Below are 21,506 nucleotides of genomic sequence, written 5' to 3' on the forward strand. Positions count from 1 at the left end.
CAGCACCCTAGTTGGGGCGGCGCTTCCGGTGGGTCCAGGCGCGCAGCGCCCATTCGACGGGGCCGTACCGGAACCGCCGCAGCCACCACGAGCTGACCATCAGCTGCACCGCGAAGATCACCAGTGCGATCAGCAGTGTCTGTGCCGGCGAGGTACGGCCGACCAGACCCCACCCGAGGCCGGTGAAGACGAGCACGCACATGAGCGACTGGGCCAGGTAGTTCGTCAGGGCCATCCGCCCAGCGGGTGCGAACGCGCCCGCGAGGCGCGGCCGCCGCGTGAACAGGCGCAGCAGGGTCGCGGCGTAGGCGGCGGCCAGGAACGGCGCGGTGACGATGCTGACCATCACTCCGGTCAGGTCGGCCGTAGAGCCACCGACCGCGAACACGACGGCGCCGGCCAGACCGATCGGATACCCCACCCGTTCGCACCGGCGCAGCAGATCCTCGTGGGCGGGCACGGTGGCGAGCAGCCGGTGCTTGCCGGCGGCGAGGCCGACGAGGAACGCCGCGAACGCCAGGGGCCCCTGCACGGCCAGACCGCCGATCATCGCCGGCATCGACCGCAGGTGCTCCAGGACGACATCGCCGAGGCCGCCGCCCAGGGCCAGCGTCGAACGCGCACCGGCGCTGACCGCGGCGGCCTCGTCCGCAACCACTGTGGCACCGAGGACCGCGGCGATCCCGACCACGAAGGCGACGCCGCCGATGATGGTCGCCGCCGCGACCAGCGCGGTGCGGGGCTGGATCCGCCGGACCGCGAGCAGCACGAGGCCGAGCAGTGCGTACGTGGTGAGGATGTCGCCGTGGAACAGCAGCACCGCGTGCAGCACGCCGAGAACGAACAACCCGCAGAGCCGGCGCAGGAACGCCGGGCGGAACGCCACTCCGCGCCGAGCCGCGGAGTCGAGTTGGAGGGTGAAGCTGTAGCCGAACAGAAAGGCGAACAGCAGGTACGCCTTCATCGCGAACAACAGCTCCACCGCGCCGGCGATCAGCAGGTCGACTGCGTCGTGCGTCGGATCGTCGACCAGGTGGAAGTCGTAGCCGGAGCTGAAGAACGCGATGTTCACCAGCAGGATGAGCAGCAGCGCGCTTCCGCGCAGTGCGTCCACGACGGTGATTCGGGCGAGGGTGTCCCCGGGCGAGGGCTCTGGGTGGCCGTCGCCTGGTCGGTCGAGCCGGGTCACATTCATGATGTCCAGCCTCCGGAGCGTGACCCGCCCCCGTGAAGTGGTTTCGTCACACGGACCGTCGTGACGAAACGACACCATCCCTGCGTGAGCAGCAGCGAGGACGGGTTGACCTTGACACAGTGACAAGGTCTTCACTGGGGTGGAAAGGGGTGTTTCCGATGGCCACGCCAAAACAGGACATGAACGCGGTGAGGGTTCTCCGCGGGCTGGAGAACAGCGACTCGTCGGTGCGGCTGCGCGCGGCACTGACGGTCGGCACGGCCCCCGACCCGCAGCTCATCGACACACTCATCGAGCGATGCGCGGTCGAGCCCGAGTTCTCCGTACGCGAGATGCTCACCTGGGCCCTCCTGCGCCACCCACCGGACCTGACCGTTGCGAAGCTCACCGAAGAGCTCCACTCGGAGCGTGCGCAGGCCCGAAGTCAGGCGTTGCACACCCTGTCCAAGATCGGGGACCGGCGAGCCTGGCCGGCGATCACCCGGGCGCTGCTGACCGACACCGACGACGAGGTGGCGCGCAGCGCCTGGCGCGCGGCGGTTGTGCTCGTACCCCCCGGTGGGGAGCCCGGGTTGGCCGCGGTGTTGTCGACGCAGCTCGGGCGGGGCGGGCGTGAGATGCAGTTGAGCCTCAGCCGGGCGCTGATCGCGCTCGGCGAGGTGATCATGCCGATCCTGCACGCCGCGATGGCGGATCTCGACCCGCGCGTACGCGCGCACGCGGTCGCCACACAACGGCTGATGCAGGACCCGGATGCAGGGTTCGAGTTCGCGATCGAGGCGGCGAAGCGTGTCGTCGCCCTCGGCCCGACGGGCGAGAAGGGATGACGCCAGGTGTTGATCGGTGAGGTGGCGCGACGGTCCGGGGTCAGCGCGCGCATGCTCAGGCATTACGACGCGCTCGGGCTGATCCGGCCCACCGGTCGCACCGGTTCCGGCTATCGCGAGTACACCGGCGAGGACATCCGACTGATCTTCCACGTCGAGAGCCTGCGGTCGTTGGGTTTGTCGCTCCGTGACGTCCGCCGCGCGCTCGACGATCCCGGCTTCACCCCTGCCGAACTCGTCAACGACCTCATCCGGCGGACGCGACTCCGCATCGCGGACGAGATGGAGCTGCTCACCCGACTCCGTCGGATCGGTGCCGCGGACCCCGCCGACTGGGAGGACGTCCTGCATGTCGTCACACTCCTGCGGGCGCTGGGGTCGGACAGCGCGGGCACCCGCCAACGCGCCGCCCTGTCCTCCGTCGGCGAGGGCCCGGTGCCGGTGGAGGCACTTGTCGAGGCGGTGCTGAGTGAATCGGACCCGAACGTCGCCGGAGCCCTGCGCTGGGCGCTGGCGCAGTCCGGCGACGGTGGGCTGGCGCTGCTGGCCGAGGGCCTCGGTTCACCAGATGCCGAGGTACGCGAGCGTGCCGTCCAGTCGGTCGCCGAGATCCCGCACACCGCCGCGACCGACGTGCTGCGCGACGCCCTCGCGCACCCCGACATCGTGGTCCGCGGGTACGCGGCTCTGGCGCTCGGCGCGCGCGGAGTGGCGGACGCGCTTCCCACGTTGATCGACATGGTTGTCGCGGAAACCAGGGATGCCGACGCGGCCGACGCGTTGAGCCTGCTGGCGGCCGATCCCGCGCTGGCAGACCAGATAGCGGACCGGCTCGTTGCCTGCCTCGGGCAGAGCGGCGTCGTACCGTCTGCACGGCGACGGCTGACCGAGGCGTTGGCGGACATCCCGGGAGGCGCCGCCGTACGTGCGCTCACCGAGCTGTCGCACGACGAGGACCGCGCCGTCGCACTGACGGCGACCTCCATCCTCGCGCTCCGTGACGCGGCTTCACCATGACCGGACACTGTGGAGCGACCCAGAGCGTGCGAGACGCCGGGCAAATTGATCGTCATCTGGACATCGGCTATCGTCCGCGTCCGTGAAAGCTTCCCGTCTTGCCTCAGCCATGTTGATCCTTGCCGTTTCGACGGCCCTCGCCGCCTGCGGCGACACCGACAAGGCGACGACCGCCGGATCCACCACGCCCGCTCCCACCTCCGCGGCCCCGTCCGCGGTGGCCACCTCCGCCGCCGCCACGTCGGCCTCGTCACCCGCTGCGGGCGCGGCGACCGACAAGCAGCTCTGCGCGGCGGTGAAGAAGGCCAACGACAAGATGAGGGCCGAGTTGGTGAAGGTCGCCACCACTGGCGACGCGTCCGCGGCGGACTTCAAGAAGATCCTGACTGGGCTGGAGCAGGAAGTGACCACGGTCGCCGCGACCGGCGACGGCAAGCTGGCCGACGCCCTGCGGACGTTCGGCGCCGAGGCGGCCAAGGCCGCGGCCGCGGCGGATCCCGCGACCGCCGCCGACAATCCGGCCTTCGAGAAGGCCGGCAAGGACGTCAGCGCCGCGTGCAAGGCCGCCGGGATCAATGTGATCCTCTGACCGACGTGATGCGATGACGGACGGCCCCCACGCCTGAGCGGGGGCCGTCCGTCGCTTTGGGTGGCCAGATTAACGGCCTCAGTCGCTGACCGGCTCGACGCGGATGGCCGGCGACAGCGCGCGCAGGAAGTCGGGCGCGTCGAACATCTCGCCGGCGGAGGCGACGCCGCTGGTCCTCGTCCGACCATCGAGGACGCGCCGAACCGCCTCCACGGCCAGGGGCGCGCTGACGGCGTAGATGTCCCGGCCACTGGCCACGACGCGGCGGCGCGCGTCGCCGCGACGCACGATGACGTCGACCGTGAACGTCTGCGCTGACCGGCCCAGCCCGTCGACCGCGACCGGCGCCGCCGCGGCAGCCAGGTCGGTGGTGGCGTCGACGGTCATGTAGGTCCGGACCTCGGGAATGCCCAGGTGACGGGGGATGGTGACGACGTCGGCCATGGTGAACTCCCCGAGGACGGTGCGCCGGCCCAGCGGCGCGGGGAAGTCCCAGTCCACCCTCGGCAGTTCCCCGCCGGAGTGGTACTCCAAGCGGCCCCCGGTGTAGCGGACCCGGCGGCCGGCGCGGCGCTCGCGGGAGACGACGCCCGCGGCCACCGTCCCGGCCGTCGGGTGCCAGCTGCTCAGTCCGTACGCGACGTGCACCTCGTCGGCCGACGTCCAGTCGCCCATCGCCGTCGTCGCGAGCAGGTCACCGAGCCCGCCGAAGAAGGCCATCGCCGGGACCACCGCGACACCCGCCCTCCGGGCGCGCTCGGTGAAGTGCGTGAACGTGTCGAGGTTGGCCTCGATCTCGGCCGCCACGTCCACGTACGGGATCCCGGCGCGCAACGCGGCCTCGATCACCCCGGCGGCGGTCGACGCGAACGGCCCGGCGCAGTTGATGACCGCGTCCACGCCGGTCAACGCCACGTCGAGCGAGGCCGGATCGTCGACCGAGGCCACCCGGTAGCCGAGCCCGAACGCTGCCAACCGGCGCGGGTCGCGGCCCACCGGCAGAGCATCGAACCCCTGCTCGCGCAGCTCTGCCATCACGAACCGCCCGGTGTGCCCGTACGCCCCGAACACCGCCACCCGGTAACCCATCGCTGCCCCCTCGAAGATCGACTGGGACCAGCCTCTCGCAGCGGTCGGCGGCCGACCAGTGTCGGGAACGCCAACCCCCGTACAGTTTCGGACATGGCCCTTGTCGCGATCGCCGCCACCGACGGGATGCTGCACTTCGAGCTGGCCCTGGCCTGCGAGGTCTTCGCCCACGACCCCTCCGGCCTGGCCGACCCCTGGTACGACGTGGCGATCTGCGGCCCCGGCCCGGTCCGGGTCGGCCGCTTCCTGGTGGCGCCCGACGACGGGTTGGACCGCCTAGCCCGAGCCGACACCGTGATCGTCCCGTCGGTCGAGGACGTCGACGCGGACGTACCCCCCGACCTGCTCGACGCCGTCCGCGCGGCCCACCGGGCCGGCGCCCGGATGGTCTCCCTGTGCACCGGCGCGTTCGTGCTGGCCGCCGCCGGGGTGCTCGACGGGCTGCGGGCCACCACGCACTGGGCGCACACCGAGGCGCTGACCGCCCGCTATCCCCGGGTACGGGTCGACCCGGACGTGCTCTACGTCGACAACGGCACCGTGCTCGCCTCCGCCGGCAAGGCCGCCGCGATCGACCTGTGCCTGCACCTGATCCGCCGCGACCACGGCTCGACCGTCGCCAACGCCGTCGCCCGCCGCCTGGTCGTGCCACCGCACCGCGCCGGTGGTCAGGCCCAGTACGTCACCACCCCGGTGCCGGCCCGCGACGACCACCCGCTGGCCAGCCTGTTCCCCTGGGCCCTGGCCCGCCTGGACCGGCCGCTGACCGTCGAGGACCTGGCCCGGCAGGCGAACATGAGCTCCCGCAACCTGGCCCGCCACTTCCGGTCGGCCACCGGCACCACTCCACTTCTGTGGCTGTCGACGCAGCGGATCCGCCGCGCCCAGGAGCTGCTGGAGCAGACCGACGACAGCATCGACGCCGTCGCCGAGGCGGCCGGCATGGGCACCGCCGCGACGCTGCGTCGACACTTCCACCGCACCGTCGGCGTACCGCCGGACGCGTACCGGCGCACCTTCCGGGCCACCGGGCCAGCCGTCGGCTGACCGTTCCGTCAGTGCTGGTCGGGGCGTTGACGGGCGAACGCGTCGCGCTTGCCCCAACGACCGGGGATGTCCAGGAGCGCGATCCGTCCGAAGGTGGCGGGCAGCGCCGGGTCCACGGCCAGGTGATCGTCGTGCGGGTTGATGCCGAGCATGGTGCGGATCAGCAGCATGCAGGCTCCGCTGGACCACGCCTGCGGACTGCCGGCGGTCGGGTACCGGATCGGAAACTTGGTGGTGTCGCGGTCGAACCCGCCGAACGCCTCGGGTAGCCGACCCTCGAAGTAGGTGGCGGCGGAGAGGATGCCCTCGGCGATGCGGGCCGCCTCGTTGCCGAACCCGTAGCGGCGCAGACCCCACGCGATGAACGAGTTGTCGAACGGCCAGACCGTGCCGTTGTGGTAGCCGAGCGGGTTGTAGCGGCGCTGCCCCTCGGCGAACGTCCGCACCCCCCAACCGGAGAAGAGCGCCGGCCCCATCAGGTGCTCGACCACCCGAGGCGCCCGCTCCGGTGGCACGATGCCGCTCCACAACAGGTGCCCGATGTTGGACGACAGGCTGTCCACGGGGGTGCCGTCGTGGTCGAGCGCGAGGGCGTAGAAGCCGCGGTCCTCCAGCCAGAACTCCCGGTTGAACCGCTCGTACAGGGCCGCCGCCTCGCTCTCCAGCCGATCGGCGAAGGCGGGATCACCCCAGAAGGTACGGGCCAGTCGGGCCCCTCGGATCTTCGCGTCGTAGGCGTACCCCTGGGTTTCGCAGGTGGCCCTCGGGAAGCCCGGCAGCCGGCCGTCGGCGTAGGAGATGCTGTCCCAGGAGTCCTTCCAGCACTGGTTGTCCAGCCCGGTGGCGCGGTTGCGTCGCTGGTACCAGATGTAGCCGCTGGAGTTCAGGTCCGCGTACAGGTCGATCCAGGCCAGGGCCGCGCGGGCCTCCTGCTCCAGCTCCGTCACCAGCGCGGTGTCGCCGCTCCACCGTTCGTACTCGTCGAGCAGCACCACGAACAGCGGCGAGGCGTCCACAGTGCCGTAGTAGGGGGAGTGTGGCTGCTCCTCGAACGCGGCCGACTCCCCGTAGCGCAGCTCGTGCAGGATCCGGCCCGGGTCCTCCTCCAACACGTCGTCGGGCCGGACGCCCTGCAACGACGCGAGGATCCGCAGTGTCGGTGGGGTCAGCGACGGGGCGACCGGCAGGGTCTGCAGGCAGGTCAACAGGCTGTCGCGGCCGAACAGGGTCATGAACCAGGGCAGGCCGGCCGCGGGCACGCTCGCCCCGCCGAGCGAGAGCGGGGCGAAGCGCAGCGCCGCCAGGTCCACCAGGCTGCGGTGGTAGACCTGCTGGAGACCCACGCTGTCGGTGTCCAGGGTCGGGGCCGCCGCGACCCAGGCCTGCATGCTCGTGGGCAGGGTGGAGTCGTCCGGCCGTAGGGCCCGCAGGGCGGAGCGCAGGTCGACGCCGTCCGGGCGCAGCGCCAACATGACGGCCTGCAACCGGGTGGACCACTGCTGCCCGGGGCGCAGCCGGACCGCGAAGGCAAGGCCGTCCGGGCCGAACTCCGCGGGCTCGCTGGCCGACACGACGACCTCACGTTGGTAGGTGCCGCGCCGGTAGCCCAGGCGCAACTCGTTCGGGCCGACGTGCGTGTAGTGCGCGCCGCTCTTCTCGCCGACGTCGAACTTGATCTCGAAGATGTCGGCGAAGTCGGCGGCCACCTCCAGACGCACGTCGAGCGTCATGTCCTGCTCGCCATAATTGAAGATCGTCAGCGACTCGGTGAGGTCCGGGCCGATGCGCCTGCGCCGAATGGCCGACACGTCGGCCTCCACGTAGTCCACCGCCGCGCCCGGCACCACGAAGAACGTCACCTCGAAGTACTGGCTGTCGTCCACCGACAACGCGGTCATGCACTCGCCGTTGACCGTGAGCCTCCAGCGGGACAGGAAGCGCGTGTCAGCGGCGAAGAGGCCGACCGGGGTGCTCGGGGACGACTTCACGTCGCCGCTGGCGTCGGACACCATGAAGGTGTTCCCGTCGATGCACGCCACGGTGCCCGCGATGTCCCTCATCGGTCACGTCCCACTGTCGGATCCTCGCGCTGAAGCTGCCCGGGCTCTCGCGGAAACAGCCGCCCGATGCGCAACGCCAGGGCGAGATCACCGTCGACCATGATCTCGCCGCGGGTGATCGCCGCCAGCCCGTTCACCTCGCCCCGCGCCATCGCGTCGGCGAGCTGCGCGGACACCTTGATCACGGTGGTGGCGGGGGCACCGCTTCGGGTCACCCGCATCCGGCCATGATCGATTTCGAGCAGCCACTGCTCCAGGTTGCCGTCGTCGCGGATGTCGAATCGCACGCTGCCACAGACCTTGCTGAACCGTGGATCCCGGCCAGCGACCGTCAACCGCTCGAAGAAGGCGCTGGTCTCCGACATCCCACCTCCCCGGCCGCTGGTAAGAGCGGATGCCGGCTACCCGCTGCCGCGCACTCCTAACGCCGGGTGGTTCCCCCTTGTTCAGGGTGCGAGCGAGAAGCGGGCCCAGGTGGTGGCGTCCGTGGTGACCAGGACGTGGTCCGGCTCGCCCGTCGAGCCGTCGTCACGCCCGAAGAGCCAGGCGTAGCCGGGCGCGACACTGACCGCGCCGACGAGCCGGCCGTGCTCCCGGGCGACAGTGAAGGTCCGCCCGTCGTCCCGGCTGACCAGCAGCCGCGCGCGGCGGTCGGCTTCGGTGCCCCCACCGGCAGTGATCGCCAGCAGGGACCGGTCCGACCCCACCGTGAGGTCGTAGTGCACGTGCGTCGGCAGTTCGGCACCGGTGTCCGTCCAGGTCTTCGCGCCGTCGGTGGTCCGCAGCAGCCGCATACCGCCACCCGCCGTCGACGGTTCGGTCAGCACGTACCCTTCCCGGTCGTCGAGCCCCACCGCCGTGATCACGCCGCCACCGTCGCCCACCTCCCAGGTGGTCCAGGTCGCGCCTCGGTCGGCGCTGCGCGCGACGGTCGACCCCTGGCCGACGCCCGTCCGGTACGTGGCCCAGATGCTGCCGTCCGCTGCCGGGTAGAGGCTGAACAGCGGAAGCAACGTGGGCGCCGGGGTGGTCAGGCGGTACACCGTTCCGCTCGACGGGTCCACCGCCAGCGGCTCCGACACCGGCGCACAGCCGAATCCGCAGGAGACCGGTCGGGCCGTCGCCGGGAAGGTGGGCACGGCGACGATCGCCGAATCCGCGACCCGCCAGGTGCGGCCGTAGTCGGTGGAGAGGTGGGCCAGGCCGAAGTCGGTGACCAGGTAGGACCGCTCACCGAGCACGGAGAAGCCCATACCGCTGCTCGGCGTCCCGGCGGCGGTGTCGGCCGCACATCGGGTGCCCTCGAAGCGCGCCGCGTCCCAGTCCGACCAGGCGCGGCCGTCGTCGCCGGTGTACGCGAAGCGCACGACGCAGCCGTCCTGCCGCACGTCGACCCCGGAATCGGGCCCGGTCAGCGTGAACTGGCTGAACTGTGCACCTGACGGTGTCGGCGGGTCGGTCGGCGTGCCCCGGTCCGGCTCGGCCACCAGCGGTACGACCGTCAGCCCGGCCAGTACGACCAGTGCGGTCGTCACCATCGCGACCGACCGGCGCCGACGGGATCGGGCATTGGTTCGCAGCTCGTCGAGGGGCGGCTGCGACACGGCCTCGGTGACCGTGTCGACGTCGAACCCGGAGAACTCACGACCGGACATCGATCCTCCCGGTTTCCGTAGCGTCGGTGTCGGCGAGCAGCGCCGCCAGGGCGACCCTGCCCCGCGACAACCGGGACTTCACCGTCCCGGACGACACGCCCAGCGTCGCGGCGACCTCGTCCACCGGCAGGTCGACGAGGTAGTGCAGGGCCAGCGCATCTCGCTGCCCCTCGGGCAGCACGCGCAGCGCGGCGAGCAGGGCGAGGTGCTCCGGGGAGTGGTCGGCGACGGCCGGCGGCGGACCGATGCGGCGCAGCAGCCCGTCGAGCATCCGACGGCGGCGGTACCGGCTGCGGGCCCAGTTCACCGCGACCCGACGCAACCAGGCCTCCGGGTTCTCCAGCCCGGCGAACCGCCCTGGAGCCATCAGCGCCCGGGTGAACGCCTCCTGGACCGCCTCCTGCGCCTCGGTCAGGTCGCCGGTCACCGCGTACAGCTGGACGACCAGGCGTCGGAAACAGCTGGCGTAGAGCTCGGAGATCGGATCGCCGTCGGACACCGTCACCCCCTTCTTCACCACTCCCACCAACGGGCCCGGAAGAAGGTTGCGACGGCCGGCCAGAATCCGGGTCAGTCGAGGTTGAAGTCCACCACGACCGGCGCCCGTCGGACCCGCACGGCAGTCGCGGCGTCGAAGCCGGCGGCGTCGCGGTGCCAGACCGGCGGGGCGTACGCGCAGTCGCAGCGCAGCTTCACCCGCTGCCCGGGGAGAAGGCGCAGGGCGTAACCGCTGCCCACGTCCGCGACGCCGGCCAGGTCCCCGGTGGCCGCGTCGAACGCGATCACCTGGGCGTAGGTGAGCAGCTCGTCGACCCGTACCGCCCCGCCGAGCGGCGTCCCGGCGGGCAGCGCCTGGTTCAGGGTCACCGTCTGTTGGGCGCGGACCCGCACCGGCCGCGCCTGCTGCCGACCGCCCACCCCACCGGACCACACGGTCGCCAGCCCGGCGGCGGCGAACTGCACGGGCCAGTGGTACGGGCCGAGGCCGGTGATCGTGTAGCGGCCGTCGTCGTCGGTGGTCGGGCCGTGGTCGCCGTACTTCGGATCCGGCACGTACGGCACCACCATGACCCTCGCGCGGGGGACCGGAGCGCCCGTCGCCGCGTCGGTCACCACTCCGACGACGGTGCCGGGCGGGTCGAGCCGGACCTCCGGCACGCCGGTCACCGCGTCGGCGCGTACCTGGACCACCCGGGCCCGCTCACGCTCACCGGTGCCGCCGTGCCGGCCGACCCACTGCCAGCCGTGCGCCGTCGTGTCGTAGGGGCGCACCAGCAGCCGGTACCTCCCCGGGGCGACGTTCCCGGCCATCAGGACGCCCTGCTCGTCGGCGCAACCCCCGTACCGTCCGAGCTGGTCCTCGCCGAGCGTGACCGTCGCCAACGCCGCGGCGTCCACCGGGACGAGCGCGGCGCAGGCGCGGGGGACCGGTGCGCCGGTTGCCGCGTCGCGCACCACGGTGCGGACACCGCCGGGCGCGGGCGACCCGGGGGTACGCGCGGCGGCCGGTGCGGCGGCCTCCCCGACGAGCAGTGCGGCGGCGATGACAACGGTCAGGTGGCGCAGCAGAGCACGGCTCACGGGGATGTCCTTCCGGCGGCGCGGCGGGTTGACCTGACCGTAACGGCGCTCAAGTGATCCAAATCGGTCAATGTCGCGATGTCGACCGTTGCCGCAGGCGTTCCCGCCCACATCGCCCGCATCGGACGTTCTGCCCCGAACCCGGCGCGCGCGGCACCTGTTCGACATAGCGTCACGGGGCGGGGACCACCGCCGCCCCCGCCGGCGGACCAGCGGCGACGCCCACCGGGAGGGATCGGACATGAGTAGTGTCGACACTGTGCTCCTGTCGGAGCTGGACGGGCCGGTGCCGGCGACGCTGCCGAGCGCGCTCGGCCTGCTGAGCCTGGCCCTGGGAGTGGGCGCGCTGATCGCACCCGGACCCGTCGCGCGACTGGCCGGGTTGGACGACTCCCCGGCCGCGCGGTCCGTGCTTCCGGCCATCGGCCTACGAGAGTTGGGCAGCGCCGCCGGCCTGCTCAGCGGCCGCCGCCCGGCCGGCTGGACCTGGAGCCGGGTGGCCGGCGACGCCATGGACCTCACCCTGCTCGGGCGGGCCCTCGCCGACCGCAGCGGTGATCGCCGCCGCCGGGTCGCGCTGACCACCCTCGCCATCGCCGGCATCACCGCCGTCGACGTGCTCGCCGCCGTGCGCGTCGGGCGGGCTCGACGGGCCCGCGCCCGGGTGATCCGGATGCAGATCGCGGTGACGGTGAACCGGTCGCCCGCCGAGGCGTACCGGTTCTGGCGGGACATGGAGAACCTGCCCCGGTTCATGGCGCACCTGGAGTCCGTCCGCGCCGACGACCTGCGCCGCTCGCACTGGATCGCCCGTGGCCCCGCCGGGCACCGTGTCGAGTGGGACGCCGAGATCATCGACGACCAGCCGAACAAGTCGATCACCTGGCGGTCGCTGCCCGGGACCCGGGTGCCCAACGCCGGCCGGGTCCGGTTCGTGCCCGCGCCCGGCGACCGGGGGACCGAGGTGCGGGTGGAGCTGCGCTACGCGCCGCCGGCCGGCGCGCTCGGCCGAGCGGTGGCGAAGCTCTTCGGCGAGGAACCCGAGCAGCAGGTCCGCGACGACCTGCGCCGGTTCAAGCAGGTGCTGGAGACCGGCGAGGTCGTCCGCTCCGAGGGCAGCCCCAACGGCATCTCCGTACGCCAACAGGCCATGCAGCGACCCGCCCAGCCGCTGCCGGCGTCCCGCCGCTGACCGCCCGAGCTCTCCGAAAGGGACCGAGAATGAAGGCCACCGCCTGGATGGGCACCGACAGCGTCAAGGTCATCGACGTACCCGACCCGAAGATCATGAACGCCCGGGACGCGATCGTGCGGATCAGCACCACCGCGATCTGCGGCTCCGACCTGCACCTCTACCACGGCTACATCCCCGCGATGCGCAAGGGCGACATCCTCGGCCACGAGTTCATGGGCGAGGTGGTGGAGGTGGGCCCACAGGTCCGCAACCTCGCCCCCGGCGACCGGGTGGTGGTGCCCTTCCCGATCGCCTGCGGGCACTGCTCGTCCTGCCAACGCGGCCTCTACTCGGTCTGCGAGAACTCCAACCCGAACGCCGGCATCGCCGAGAAGATCATGGGGCACTCGCCGGCCGGCATCTTCGGCTACTCGCACCTGCTCGGCGGCTACGCCGGTGGCCAGGCCGAGTACGCCCGGGTGCCGTTCGCCGACGTCGGCCCGGTCAAGGTGCCCGACGAGATCAGCGACGACCAGGCGGTCATGCTGGCCGACGTGTTCCCGACCGGCTACATGGGCGCCGAGATGTGCGACATCAAACCCGGGCAGGTGATCGCCGTCTGGGGCGCCGGGCCGGTCGGGCTGCTCGCCGCGGCCAGCGCCCGGCTGCTCGGCGCGGAGCGGGTGATCGTCATCGACCGGTTCCCGTACCGGCTGCGGCTGGCCGAGGAGCACATCGACGCCGAGACGATCAACTACGAGGAAGCCGACGTGCTGGACACCCTCAACGAGATGACCGCCGGCCGGGGCCCCGACGCGTGCATCGACGCGGTGGGCCTGGAGGGCCACCACGGCAACGCCGCCATGTACGCGTACGACCGGGCCAAGCAGGCCGCGCGAGTCGAGACGGAGCGGCCGTTCGCACTGCGACAGGCGATCCTCGCCTGCCGCTCCGGCGGGGTGATCTCGGTCGTCGGCGCGTACGGCGGCTTCGTCGACAAATTCCCGATGGGCGCGTTCATGAACCGCTCGCTGATCATGCGGACCGGTCAGTGCCACGTCCAGCGCTACACCCGGCCGCTACTGGAGCGCATCCAGCGCGGCGAGATCGACCCGAGCTTCATCGTCAGCCACCGGATGCCGCTGCGCGACGCTTCGAAGGGCTACAAGATCTTCCAGAAGAAGCAGGACGACTGTACGAAGGTGCTGCTCAAGGTCTGACCGGCGGCCAGGTCTGCCGGCGGGGGAGTTCTTCGCGCGCTGCCTGTGGAGCTGATGTCGCAAACGATTCAGCCCGCCTGCGTGCACACGGCGCCGAACCCAGCCCTGGATCTGCGCAAGCTAGCGTGTCGCCATGGAGAGTGGTGACATGTCGATGTCTGTCTCGGCCGATCTCACTGTCCGGCTACGGCCGGTTGCCGAGCCCGACCTGGCGATCTTCCGGCGGCTCCGCACCGAGCCGGGCCTGATCGGTCTGGACTGGGCCGGCTTCAGCGACGCCGGGGCGCCGGCGCGGCGGTTCGCCGTCGACGGCTACCTCGGCGAGGACGACGGACGGCTCGTCGTGGAGGTCGAGCAGGAGCAGGCCGCCGCCGGCATCCACCACAGCCCGGCCCAGCGCATCCAGGCCGGCACGCACCCGGAGAACGTCGCCGAGCAACGAGCGTTGGAGAAAGCCGGCTTCCAACTCGAGGGCGTCGTACGGGCCGGTGAGTTTCGGGCTGGCCAGTGGCGCGACGGCTACCTGTACAGCCGGTTGCGCGACGACCCCTCCCCCTGGGACCAGACGCCGCAGGTCTGAGCTCTAGGCCTGGCGCGGGCGGACCCCCGGCTCCACCGTCAGAGTCCCCGCCGTGGCGTCGATCGTGGCGCGCGAGCCCAGCGGCACGGTGAGCTGCCCGTCGCCATGCCCCAGCCGTAGCCCGCCCAGGACCGGCACGCCAAGGTCGTACAGGCGGTCCTTGAGCACCGCCGCCGCGTCCCACTCGCCCGGTTCACCGACACTGTTGGTGATCTGCCCGATGACCACACCGGCGACCCTGCGCAACACGCCCACCCGGCGCAGCTCGGTCAGCATGCTGTCGATGCTGTACGGAGCCTCGTCCACGTCCTCGAAGAAGAGGATCGCGCCGTCGAACTTCGGGGAGTCCTCCGCGCCGAGCGATGTCGAGATCAGCGTCAGGCAGCCACCGAGCAGGGGCCCCGACGCCCGCCCCGGCACCACCACGGAAGCGGCTGTCTCGGCCGGATCCCGGGAGATCGTGACCGGTGCGGTGGTCATCACCGCCCTGCGGAGCGCCTCGGCCGACTCGGGGCCGGTACGGGCGTCACTCCAGTTGACCATGGGGCCGTAGAAGGTGACCAGGCCCGTCTCGCGCCAGAGTTTGCCGTGGATGCTGGTGATGTCACTGAAACCGACGACCACCCGGGGATCCCGGCGCAGAACGGACACGTCGATCTGATCGACGATCCGCTGCGTGCCGTAACCACCTCGGGCGGCGAAGACGGCACGAACGCCCGGGTCGGTGAGCGCGGCGTTCAGGTCGGCCAGCCGCTGCGCGTCGGTGCCGGCCAGATAGCCGTATCTGGTGAAGACATGCCTGCCCAGCTCGACCTCCAGACCCCAGCTCCGCAGGATCTCGATGCCGCAGGCCATGTTCGTGGGGTCGGGCGCGCTGCCGGGCGACACGACCCGGACCCGGTCACCGGGTGCCAGCGCCGGTGCCCGCAGGACGCGCTTCGCACCGACCGGCGCGGCCTGCGCGGACGCGGCCTCCGCCGAGCCGACGAGCACCGCGCCACCGGCTGCCGCCGCCCCCATCCGCAGCATGTGTCGACGGGACAGGGGCACCCGCGCGGGCCCCTGGATCGCGGCTGGGTCTGTTCCAGAAGTGGCCACCGGCGTCCCCTCATCGTGATCAGACGATGTGTGCGAGCTGCCACAGCCTACGACAATCATCAATGCCAGAAGGGGTCCACAAGGGACAACTCTCCGCCCGGGCGAACGCGCGCGGTGCCCCTGCACCAGCGGACGCGCTTCCCATAACGGCCGACCTGGCCCAGCTGGCAACCAAGTGACGCCTGGTTCGCGCCGGCTTGCGCGGCCCCGCCCGCCGACGACGGGAAAGTCCGGGTCCGCGCGCGACCCCGTTTGTCGCCGGGGAGCCTGGGAACTCGTCCCGTTCGTCCGCAGGCAGGCCTGACGGCATGCCGACGAGACCGAAGGAGCGGGGCATGGAGTACGAGCAGATGATCGCCACGGTACGACAGCGCGCGGGCCTCGGTGAGAACGAAGCCGTGCGGTCCATACAGGCCGTCCTGTCGGTGCTCGGTGAACGGCTTGCCGGACAGGAGGCGGACAACCTGGCGGCGCAGCTACCGGAGCGGCTGAACGGGTCCGTCACCCGCAACCCGCAGGGCCGCCGGTGGGACGTCGGCGAGTTCCTGAAGAACGTCGGGGACCGCGAACAGGTCGCGAACGCGGACCACGTGCGTCAACACGCCCAGGCGGTGTTGCGTACCGTCGCCGAGGCGCTGAACGACGACGAGCGGAACGACCTGCTCGCCCAGCTTCCCGGCGGCATCATCGATCTCTTCGGTGTTCCCACCCCGCGAGGCTGAGCCCCGCGCCGATCGGGCCACCCGTCCGGTGTCCTCACGGGATCGGCCACTCGTGCACCGGCCGGTTGCTGTGCATCAGGTCGACGTAGTGTCGGACCACCTCGCGCAGCGCCTCCGGCCGGTCCAGGTGGTCGGCCGACTCCAACCGGTGCAGCGTCTCCACCTGCCAGGTCGCCCCGTTGCGGCCAGTCAGGCAACGCTGCTCGATGATGCCGAGCAACCGGTCACGCTCGGCCGGGTCGAGGCCCCACCGGTCCAGGCCGTGATGCGCCATCGGCAGCAACCGGCGCAACACCAACTCGGTGACGGGCAGGTAACCGAGACCGGGCCAGAAGACCTGCGCGTCGATGCCGTGCCGGGCGCAACTGGTGAAGTTCTCCTCGGCGGCGCTGAACGACATCTGCGACCACAGTGGCCGGTCCGACTCGGCGAGGGCGCGCACCAACCCGAAGTAGAAGGCGCCGTTGGCGATGGTGTCCAGCACGGTCGGGCCGGCGGGCAGCACCCGATTTTCCACCCGCAGGTGCGGCCGGCCCCGTGACACGTCGTACACCGGGCGGTTCCACCGGTAGACGGTGCCGTTGTGCAGGCGCAACTCGGCCAGATTGGGCACCTCACCGGCCGCGAGGGCCTGCGCCGGATCCTCCGGATCGCAGACCGGCAGCAGCGCCGGAAAGTAACGCACGTTCTCCTCGAACAGGTCGAACACGCTGGTGATCCAGCGCTCGCCGAACCAGACCCGAGGGCGTACCCCCTGGGCTTTGATCTCTTCCGACCGGGTGTCGGTGGCCTGCTGGAAAAGCGGAATGCGGGTCTCGCGCCACAGCTCCCGGCCGAAGAACAGCGGTGAGTTCGCGCCGACCGCGACCTGGATGCCGGCCACCGCCTGGGCGGCGTTCCAGTAGTCGGCGAACTGGGCCGGGCTGACCTGAAGATGGAACTGGGTGCTGGTGCAGGCCGCCTCCGGGGTGATCGTGTCGGCGGTGACCGCCAAACGTTCCACCCCGCTGATGGCGATCGGCAGGTCCTCGCCGCGGGCCGCGAAGATCTGCTCGTTGAGCAGCTTGTAGCGGGGGTTGGCCGACAGCGTCTCGGCGGTCAGGTGCTCGGGCCGCAGCGTCGGCAGGATGCCGATCATGACCATGTGCGCGCCGATCGCCCGAGCCTTCACCTCGGCGGCGTTGAGGCTGGCCCGCACGTACTCCTCGAAGTCGGCGGTGCCGGTGCCGGTCAGCCGGCGCGGCGGGACGTTGATCTCCACGTTGAACTGGCCCAGCTCGGTCTGGAAGCTCGGGTCGGAGATGGCCGCCAGCACGTCGGCGTTGCGCATCGCCGGATTCGACGCCTCGTCGACCAGGTTCAGCTCGATCTCCACGCCGGTCATCGGCCGGTCGACGTCGAAGCGGGACTCGCGCAGCATCTCGGCGAAGACATCCAGGCAGCGGCGGACCTTGTCGCGGTACCGGGCTCGATCCTCTCGACTGAAGGTTCGTACGCCGACGTCCTCGCCCATGGTCACCACCCCGTCACCGCTGGTCCCCCTAACCTCGCACGTAATCGTCGGGCGGGGGAAGACCCGAGGACCCTTTCCTACCCAACTGCCCGCCCCGTTAGCCCAGCCAGAGCGGACCGATAGCATTGCGGGCCGAGAGGTGGTGGCGTGCGGATGCGCGAGAAGGTGACCCGGCTGTTCGTCGCGGCGGCGATCGCCGAGGCCTGCTCCTGGCTGGCCCTGCTGGTCGGCATGCTGGTCAAGTACGGTCCGCCGGACAACGAACTGGGCGTCAAGATCTTCGGGCCGATCCACGGCGGCTTGTTCGTCGCGTACGCCCTGCTGGTGCTTGCCGTGGCCCGGCTGCACCGGTGGAGCCTGCTGGCCACGGCGGTGGCCCTGGCCAGCGCGGTGCCGCCGTTCGCCACCCTGGCCTTCGAGCGCTGGGCCCGCCGCCGGGGGATGCTCGGCGTCGACCGGCAACCGGCCCGCGAGCCCGCCCCGGTCGGCTGAACCACCGACCCGCCCCGGCCGGCTGAACCACCGACCCTCCGGGGCCGGTCAGGTCAGCGCGGAGCAGGCCGCGATGCCGGCCACCAGCAGCGTGCCCAGGAACGCCTGCAACAGCAGTGGCGGCCCGAGATGCGACCAGAGCGTCGCCGTACGCGGGGTCAGCAGCTGCCCGGTGGTGAGGTTGACGATCCGCTCGATCCGGGGCGGCAGCTCCGGGTCGCGTTGCGGGCGCAGGGTGAGCTGCACCTGGTCTGCCGGGTGCAGGGCGCTCTGCGGCAGGTGACCGTGCAGCTCCACCTCACAGAGCTGACCGGCGGCGTTACGTAGCCGCACCGGGGTGACCAGGTATTCCGGACCCTGCTTCAGCTCCTTCCAGCGACGGCGGGTGCCGCCGCCGCCGAACGAGAAGAGCGAGCGCAGCAGCAGGGCGGGCAGCCGGGCGAAGGCCGCCGCCGCGAGCACCGCCACCAGCACCGGCTGACCGATACGCACCTCACGGGTGTAGCCGTCGAGCAGGCGGATCAGCCGCCCGGTGACGATTCGTTCCGTCGGGTGCACGATCCGTCGGGTATCGAGTCCGCTGTCCATTTCCACCACCGAGAGTCCGCTTGTGTTCACAGATCGTATCGACGTCCTCGGTTGAACGACGTGAATGAAACCTGGTCACGGGCTCACGGCCGCGAGGTGACATCCCCGGCGACCCGGGTAAGCGGGGGGCCGAGCTGGAAAGGGGTCGAGCATGCAGCTGTCCTTCCTGCGCCCGCTCTACGACCGTCCCGGGCCGTGGTGCTCGGTGTACCTGGACGCCTCCGCGGACACGGAGGACGCCCATCCCGCGTTGGATCTGCGCTGGCGTGCCCTGGAGCGCAGCCTGGCCGAACAGGGGGCGGACGAGGCGAACATCGCCGCGCTGGACCGGGTGGTCCGAGGTCATGATCCGATCGTCGGGGACTACGGCCTGGCGGTCTTCGCCAGTCACGGCCGGGTGGTGCTCTCCGAGTACCTGTCCGCGCCGCCACTGCGGGACCTGGCCCACGTGGGGCCGTTGCCGCACGTGATGCCGTTGCTCGCCCAGCGCGGCGAGCAGGTGGCCTGGGTACGTGTGGTCGCCGACCGGCTCGGCGCCGACGCGATGGCGGTCAGCGCCGGCGGGGTGCCCCGGCGGGCACACGTCGCCGGACGGGACGAGTACCCGCTGCGACGGGCGAAGCCCGGCGGCTGGTCCCAGTCGCGCTACCAGCGGGCGGCCATGGAGGCGTGGCACCAGAACGCCGGCGACGTCACGGCGGCGACCGTGCAGCTGGCCGACCGGGTCGGCGCGGACGTGGTGGTGGTCGCCGGTGACGTCCGGGCCACCGGAATGATCGCCGCGCAGATGCCGGAGCGCTGGCAGGACCTGGTGGTCCGTACCGATGCCGGGTCACGGGCCGGCGGCGCCGACCAGACAATGCTGGACGACCTCACCGTGCAGACCATCGCGGAGATCGCCGACCAGCGGATCAGCGCCGCGCTGGACAAGTTCGGCGTGCAGGAGGACGTGGGCGGCGGCCTCGACGCGGTCGTCTCGGCTCTGCAACGCAACCAGGTCGACATGATGCTCATCGTGGACGACCCGTCGGCCAACGGTGAGCTGTGGATCGGCGCGCAACCCACCGAGATCGCCGTCGACCCGGGGCAGTTGGCCGCCATGTCGGTCGCCGACCCGCAGCGGGTACGCGCGGACGCGGCGCTGGTCCGAGCTCTCGTGGGCACCGACGCGGCCCTGACCGTGCTCGGCCCCGACGAGGCGCCCGACCTCACCGACGGCGTCGGCGCGGTACTGCGCTACGTCGACCCCAGCACACCGGGGCGCGGCAATGGTTGACCGAACGGTTGCGGACGTCGTGGTGGAGCGGCTCCTGGCCTGGCGGGTGCCCCGCGCCTTCGGGTACCCCGGCGAGGCGATCGCTCCACTGGTCGACGCGCTGGACCGCACCGGCGGCGAGCCGGCGTTCATTCCGGCCCGGCACGAGGAGACCGCCTCGTTCATGGCCACCGGGCACGCCAAGTTCACCGGCGGCATCGGGGTCTGCCTCGCCACCCAGGGTCCCAGCGCCGTCCAACTGCTCAACGGCCTCTACGACGCCAAGCTGGACAGCAAGCCGGTGGTGGCCATCGTCGGGGAGGACATCTCCGGGCCGCTCGGCGGCGCGCACCAGGAGATCGGGCTGAGCCGGCTCTTCGGGGACGTGTGCAACCAGTTCGTCCGGTACGGCCGCAGCCCGGATGAGGTGGGAGCGCTGCTGGACCAGGCGTTCCGTACGGCGGCGGCGACCCGCAGCCCGACGTGCGTGGTGCTGCCCCGACAGTTGCAGGAGGCGCTGGTGCCCGACCTGCAGTCGTACGGCGCCGGGGTGATCACGGCGACCCCGGGCGAACCGCTGGCCCGGGTCCTGCCGCACGAGGTGGACCTGGACGCCGCCGCGCAGCTGCTCGGCGGCGGCCAGCGGACCGCGATCCTGGTGGGCCAGGGTGGTCGGGACGCGGCCGCCGAGATCATCGAGATCGCCGACCGGCTGGGTGCCGGGGTCGCCACCTCGCTGCTCGGCAAGCCGGTGCTCGACGAGCGGCTGCCGTTCCACACCGGGGTGCTCGGCGAGGTCGGCACCCCGGCGGCGGCCGAGCTGATGGGTGGTTGCGACACGCTGCTGATGGTCGGCACCAACGACCCGTGGACCGACTACTTCCCCATGCCCGAGCAGGCGCGCACCGTGCAGATCGACATCGACGGCCGCCGGATCGGCACCCGCTACCCGGCCGACGTGCCGCTGGTCGGTGATGCCGCCGAGACGCTGCGGGCGCTGCTGAGCCGATTGCGCGGCCGGTCCGACCAGCAGTGGCGCGCCACCGTGGAAAGTTCGGTGGACCGCTGGCGTGAGGTCGCCGCCGAGCGCGCCGCCGCCGCCGCGGAGCCGGTCAACCCGCAGCTCGTCCTGCAGGAGTTGTCCGCCCGGATGCCGGGCACCGGCGCGGTCGCCGTCGACGTCGGCTCGGTCCTCTACTGGTACGCCCGGCACCTCACCCTGCCACCGGGGGTCAACGCGCAGCTCTGCGGAACCCTCGGCTCGATGGGCTGCGCGCTGCCGTACGCGGTGGCGGCCAAGCTCGCCGCGCCCGACCAGCCGGTGATCGCGCTGGTCGGTGACGGGGCGATGCAGCTCAACGGGCTCGCCGAACTGATCACCGTCTCGTACCTCTGGCAGCAGTGGCGCGACCCGCGGCTGGTGGTGCTGGTGCTCAACAACCGGGACCAGAACGGCATGGGTGGCGGGCGGCAAGCGTTGTCCGACCCGACCCGCCGCCGCCCCGACGTGCCGTACGCCGGGTGGGCCCGGCTGCTGGGGCTGCACGGGGTTCGGGTGGACCGTCCGGAGCTGGTCGGCGCGGCCTGGGACGAGGCCCTCGCCGCGGACCGCCCCTGCGTACTGGAGGCGGTCGTTGACCCGGCGGTGTCCCTGGCGCCGCCGGAGCCCGCCTTCGCCGACCTGCGGGGCCTGTACGCCGACGGCGCTCCGGCGCGGAAGGTCCGCGAGCAGGTGGAGGTCAGCGCGAACGCCGACGACCTCGTTTAGCCACCTCGGACCAGGGCATGAGTAGCGGCCCGACGA

At 71.8% G+C, this 21,506-nt stretch carries 21 protein-coding genes; 11 read left to right on the plus strand and 10 right to left on the minus strand.

From position 1 onward, the window contains the following. Positions 1–7 precede the first annotated feature (7 nt). Positions 8–1,195 (minus strand): DUF418 domain-containing protein, encoded by a 1,188-nt coding sequence (locus ACFYP0_RS00375; RefSeq protein WP_356979602.1) that lies wholly within the window; start codon positions 1,193–1,195, stop codon positions 8–10. A gap of 158 nt (positions 1,196–1,353) precedes the next feature. On the opposite strand from ACFYP0_RS00375, the gene ACFYP0_RS00380 reads away from it, so the two are divergent. The 3 genes from ACFYP0_RS00380 (at position 1,354) to ACFYP0_RS00390 (ending at position 3,628) form a co-directional block, all read left to right on the plus strand. Continuing rightward, positions 1,354–2,022: a HEAT repeat domain-containing protein gene (locus ACFYP0_RS00380; protein WP_386993809.1), complete on the plus strand. Its 669-nt coding sequence runs from the start codon at positions 1,354–1,356 to the stop codon at positions 2,020–2,022. A gap of 6 nt (positions 2,023–2,028) precedes the next feature. Continuing rightward, a complete protein-coding gene (locus ACFYP0_RS00385; RefSeq protein ID WP_355499950.1) occupies positions 2,029–3,039 on the plus strand; it encodes a HEAT repeat domain-containing protein in 1,011 nt (336 codons plus the stop codon). Between the two features lie 82 nt (positions 3,040–3,121). Then, on the plus strand, positions 3,122–3,628 hold the full coding sequence (locus ACFYP0_RS00390) for a hypothetical protein (RefSeq protein ID WP_356979604.1): 507 nt from the start codon (positions 3,122–3,124) through the stop codon (positions 3,626–3,628). A 78-nt stretch (positions 3,629–3,706) separates the two neighbouring features. Here ACFYP0_RS00390 and ACFYP0_RS00395 read toward each other — a convergent pair whose 3' ends face one another. Beyond that, the gene (locus tag ACFYP0_RS00395; RefSeq protein WP_355499955.1) at positions 3,707–4,717 is read right to left on the minus strand and encodes a saccharopine dehydrogenase family protein; all 1,011 of its coding nucleotides are present in this window, start codon (positions 4,715–4,717) and stop codon (positions 3,707–3,709) included. A 93-nt stretch (positions 4,718–4,810) separates the two neighbouring features. Here ACFYP0_RS00395 and ACFYP0_RS00400 point away from each other — a divergent pair, with 93 nt between their 5' ends. Next, entirely contained in the window at positions 4,811–5,764 is a 954-nt protein-coding gene (locus ACFYP0_RS00400; protein ID WP_355499957.1) for a helix-turn-helix domain-containing protein, read from the plus strand. 8 nt (positions 5,765–5,772) lie between these two features. Here the strand turns inward: ACFYP0_RS00400 and ACFYP0_RS00405 are convergent, their stop codons facing one another. The 5 genes from ACFYP0_RS00405 to ACFYP0_RS00425 form a co-directional block, all read right to left on the minus strand. Further along, positions 5,773–7,824, minus strand: a complete 2,052-nt coding sequence (locus ACFYP0_RS00405; protein ID WP_386993812.1) for an amylo-alpha-1,6-glucosidase — start codon at positions 7,822–7,824, stop codon at positions 5,773–5,775. After that, positions 7,821–8,189, minus strand: a complete 369-nt coding sequence (locus ACFYP0_RS00410; protein ID WP_355499959.1) for an SCP2 sterol-binding domain-containing protein — start codon at positions 8,187–8,189, stop codon at positions 7,821–7,823. The genes ACFYP0_RS00405 and ACFYP0_RS00410 overlap by 4 nt, the downstream gene beginning before the upstream one ends. An 81-nt stretch (positions 8,190–8,270) precedes the next feature. Then, entirely contained in the window at positions 8,271–9,479 is a 1,209-nt protein-coding gene (locus tag ACFYP0_RS00415) for a WD40/YVTN/BNR-like repeat-containing protein (RefSeq protein ID WP_355499962.1), read from the minus strand. After that, positions 9,466–9,996, minus strand: a complete 531-nt coding sequence (locus ACFYP0_RS00420; protein ID WP_386993815.1) for an RNA polymerase sigma factor — start codon at positions 9,994–9,996, stop codon at positions 9,466–9,468. The genes ACFYP0_RS00415 and ACFYP0_RS00420 overlap by 14 nt, the downstream gene beginning before the upstream one ends. A gap of 53 nt (positions 9,997–10,049) precedes the next feature. Then, positions 10,050–11,060, minus strand: coding sequence for a carboxypeptidase-like regulatory domain-containing protein (locus tag ACFYP0_RS00425; protein ID WP_355499965.1), 1,011 nt, complete (start codon positions 11,058–11,060; stop codon positions 10,050–10,052). 241 nt (positions 11,061–11,301) lie between these two features. Between ACFYP0_RS00425 and ACFYP0_RS00430 the strand changes: the two genes are divergently transcribed. The 3 genes from ACFYP0_RS00430 to ACFYP0_RS00440 all read left to right on the plus strand — a co-directional run bounded on the left by ACFYP0_RS00430 (position 11,302) and on the right by ACFYP0_RS00440 (position 14,034). Next, positions 11,302–12,252, plus strand: a complete 951-nt coding sequence (locus ACFYP0_RS00430) for an SRPBCC family protein (protein ID WP_355499968.1) — start codon at positions 11,302–11,304, stop codon at positions 12,250–12,252. Between the two features lie 29 nt (positions 12,253–12,281). Continuing rightward, complete coding sequence (locus ACFYP0_RS00435) at positions 12,282–13,454, plus strand: zinc-dependent alcohol dehydrogenase (RefSeq protein WP_355499970.1); 1,173 nt, start codon at positions 12,282–12,284, stop codon at positions 13,452–13,454. A 133-nt stretch (positions 13,455–13,587) separates the two neighbouring features. Beyond that, positions 13,588–14,034 (plus strand): GNAT family N-acetyltransferase, encoded by a 447-nt coding sequence (locus ACFYP0_RS00440; RefSeq protein WP_356979608.1) that lies wholly within the window; start codon positions 13,588–13,590, stop codon positions 14,032–14,034. 3 nt (positions 14,035–14,037) lie between these two features. On the opposite strand, the gene ACFYP0_RS00445 is transcribed toward ACFYP0_RS00440, so the two are convergent. After that, positions 14,038–15,063: a S66 peptidase family protein gene (locus ACFYP0_RS00445; protein ID WP_355499976.1), complete on the minus strand. Its 1,026-nt coding sequence runs from the start codon at positions 15,061–15,063 to the stop codon at positions 14,038–14,040. Positions 15,064–15,467: 404 nt separating this feature from the next. Here ACFYP0_RS00445 and ACFYP0_RS00450 point away from each other — a divergent pair, with 404 nt between their 5' ends. Then, complete coding sequence (locus ACFYP0_RS00450; RefSeq protein ID WP_158629610.1) at positions 15,468–15,854, plus strand: DUF2267 domain-containing protein; 387 nt, start codon at positions 15,468–15,470, stop codon at positions 15,852–15,854. 34 nt (positions 15,855–15,888) lie between these two features. Here the strand turns inward: ACFYP0_RS00450 and ACFYP0_RS00455 are convergent, their stop codons facing one another. After that, positions 15,889–17,367, minus strand: a complete 1,479-nt coding sequence (locus tag ACFYP0_RS00455; protein WP_355499979.1) for a glutamate--cysteine ligase — start codon at positions 17,365–17,367, stop codon at positions 15,889–15,891. A gap of 153 nt (positions 17,368–17,520) precedes the next feature. On the opposite strand from ACFYP0_RS00455, the gene ACFYP0_RS00460 reads away from it, so the two are divergent. Further along, positions 17,521–17,859 carry a DUF3817 domain-containing protein gene (locus tag ACFYP0_RS00460; RefSeq protein ID WP_124858346.1) on the plus strand — a complete coding sequence of 113 codons (339 nt, stop codon included), beginning with the start codon at positions 17,521–17,523 and terminating at the stop codon, positions 17,857–17,859. 48 nt (positions 17,860–17,907) lie between these two features. Here ACFYP0_RS00460 and ACFYP0_RS00465 read toward each other — a convergent pair whose 3' ends face one another. Next, complete coding sequence (locus ACFYP0_RS00465; RefSeq protein ID WP_181539518.1) at positions 17,908–18,456, minus strand: hypothetical protein; 549 nt, start codon at positions 18,454–18,456, stop codon at positions 17,908–17,910. Positions 18,457–18,598: 142 nt separating this feature from the next. Between ACFYP0_RS00465 and ACFYP0_RS00470 the strand changes: the two genes are divergently transcribed. Both ACFYP0_RS00470 and ACFYP0_RS00475 read left to right on the plus strand, forming a co-directional pair. Beyond that, complete coding sequence (locus ACFYP0_RS00470) at positions 18,599–19,723, plus strand: baeRF2 domain-containing protein (RefSeq protein WP_355499982.1); 1,125 nt, start codon at positions 18,599–18,601, stop codon at positions 19,721–19,723. After that, positions 19,716–21,470 (plus strand): thiamine pyrophosphate-binding protein, encoded by a 1,755-nt coding sequence (locus ACFYP0_RS00475; RefSeq protein ID WP_355499985.1) that lies wholly within the window; start codon positions 19,716–19,718, stop codon positions 21,468–21,470. Before ACFYP0_RS00470 ends, ACFYP0_RS00475 begins: the two co-directional genes overlap by 8 nt. Positions 21,471–21,506 lie beyond the last annotated feature (36 nt).

Source organism: Micromonospora arida (genome assembly GCF_042873195.1).
Classification (GTDB): Bacteria; Actinomycetota; Actinomycetes; order Mycobacteriales; family Micromonosporaceae; genus Micromonospora; species Micromonospora arida.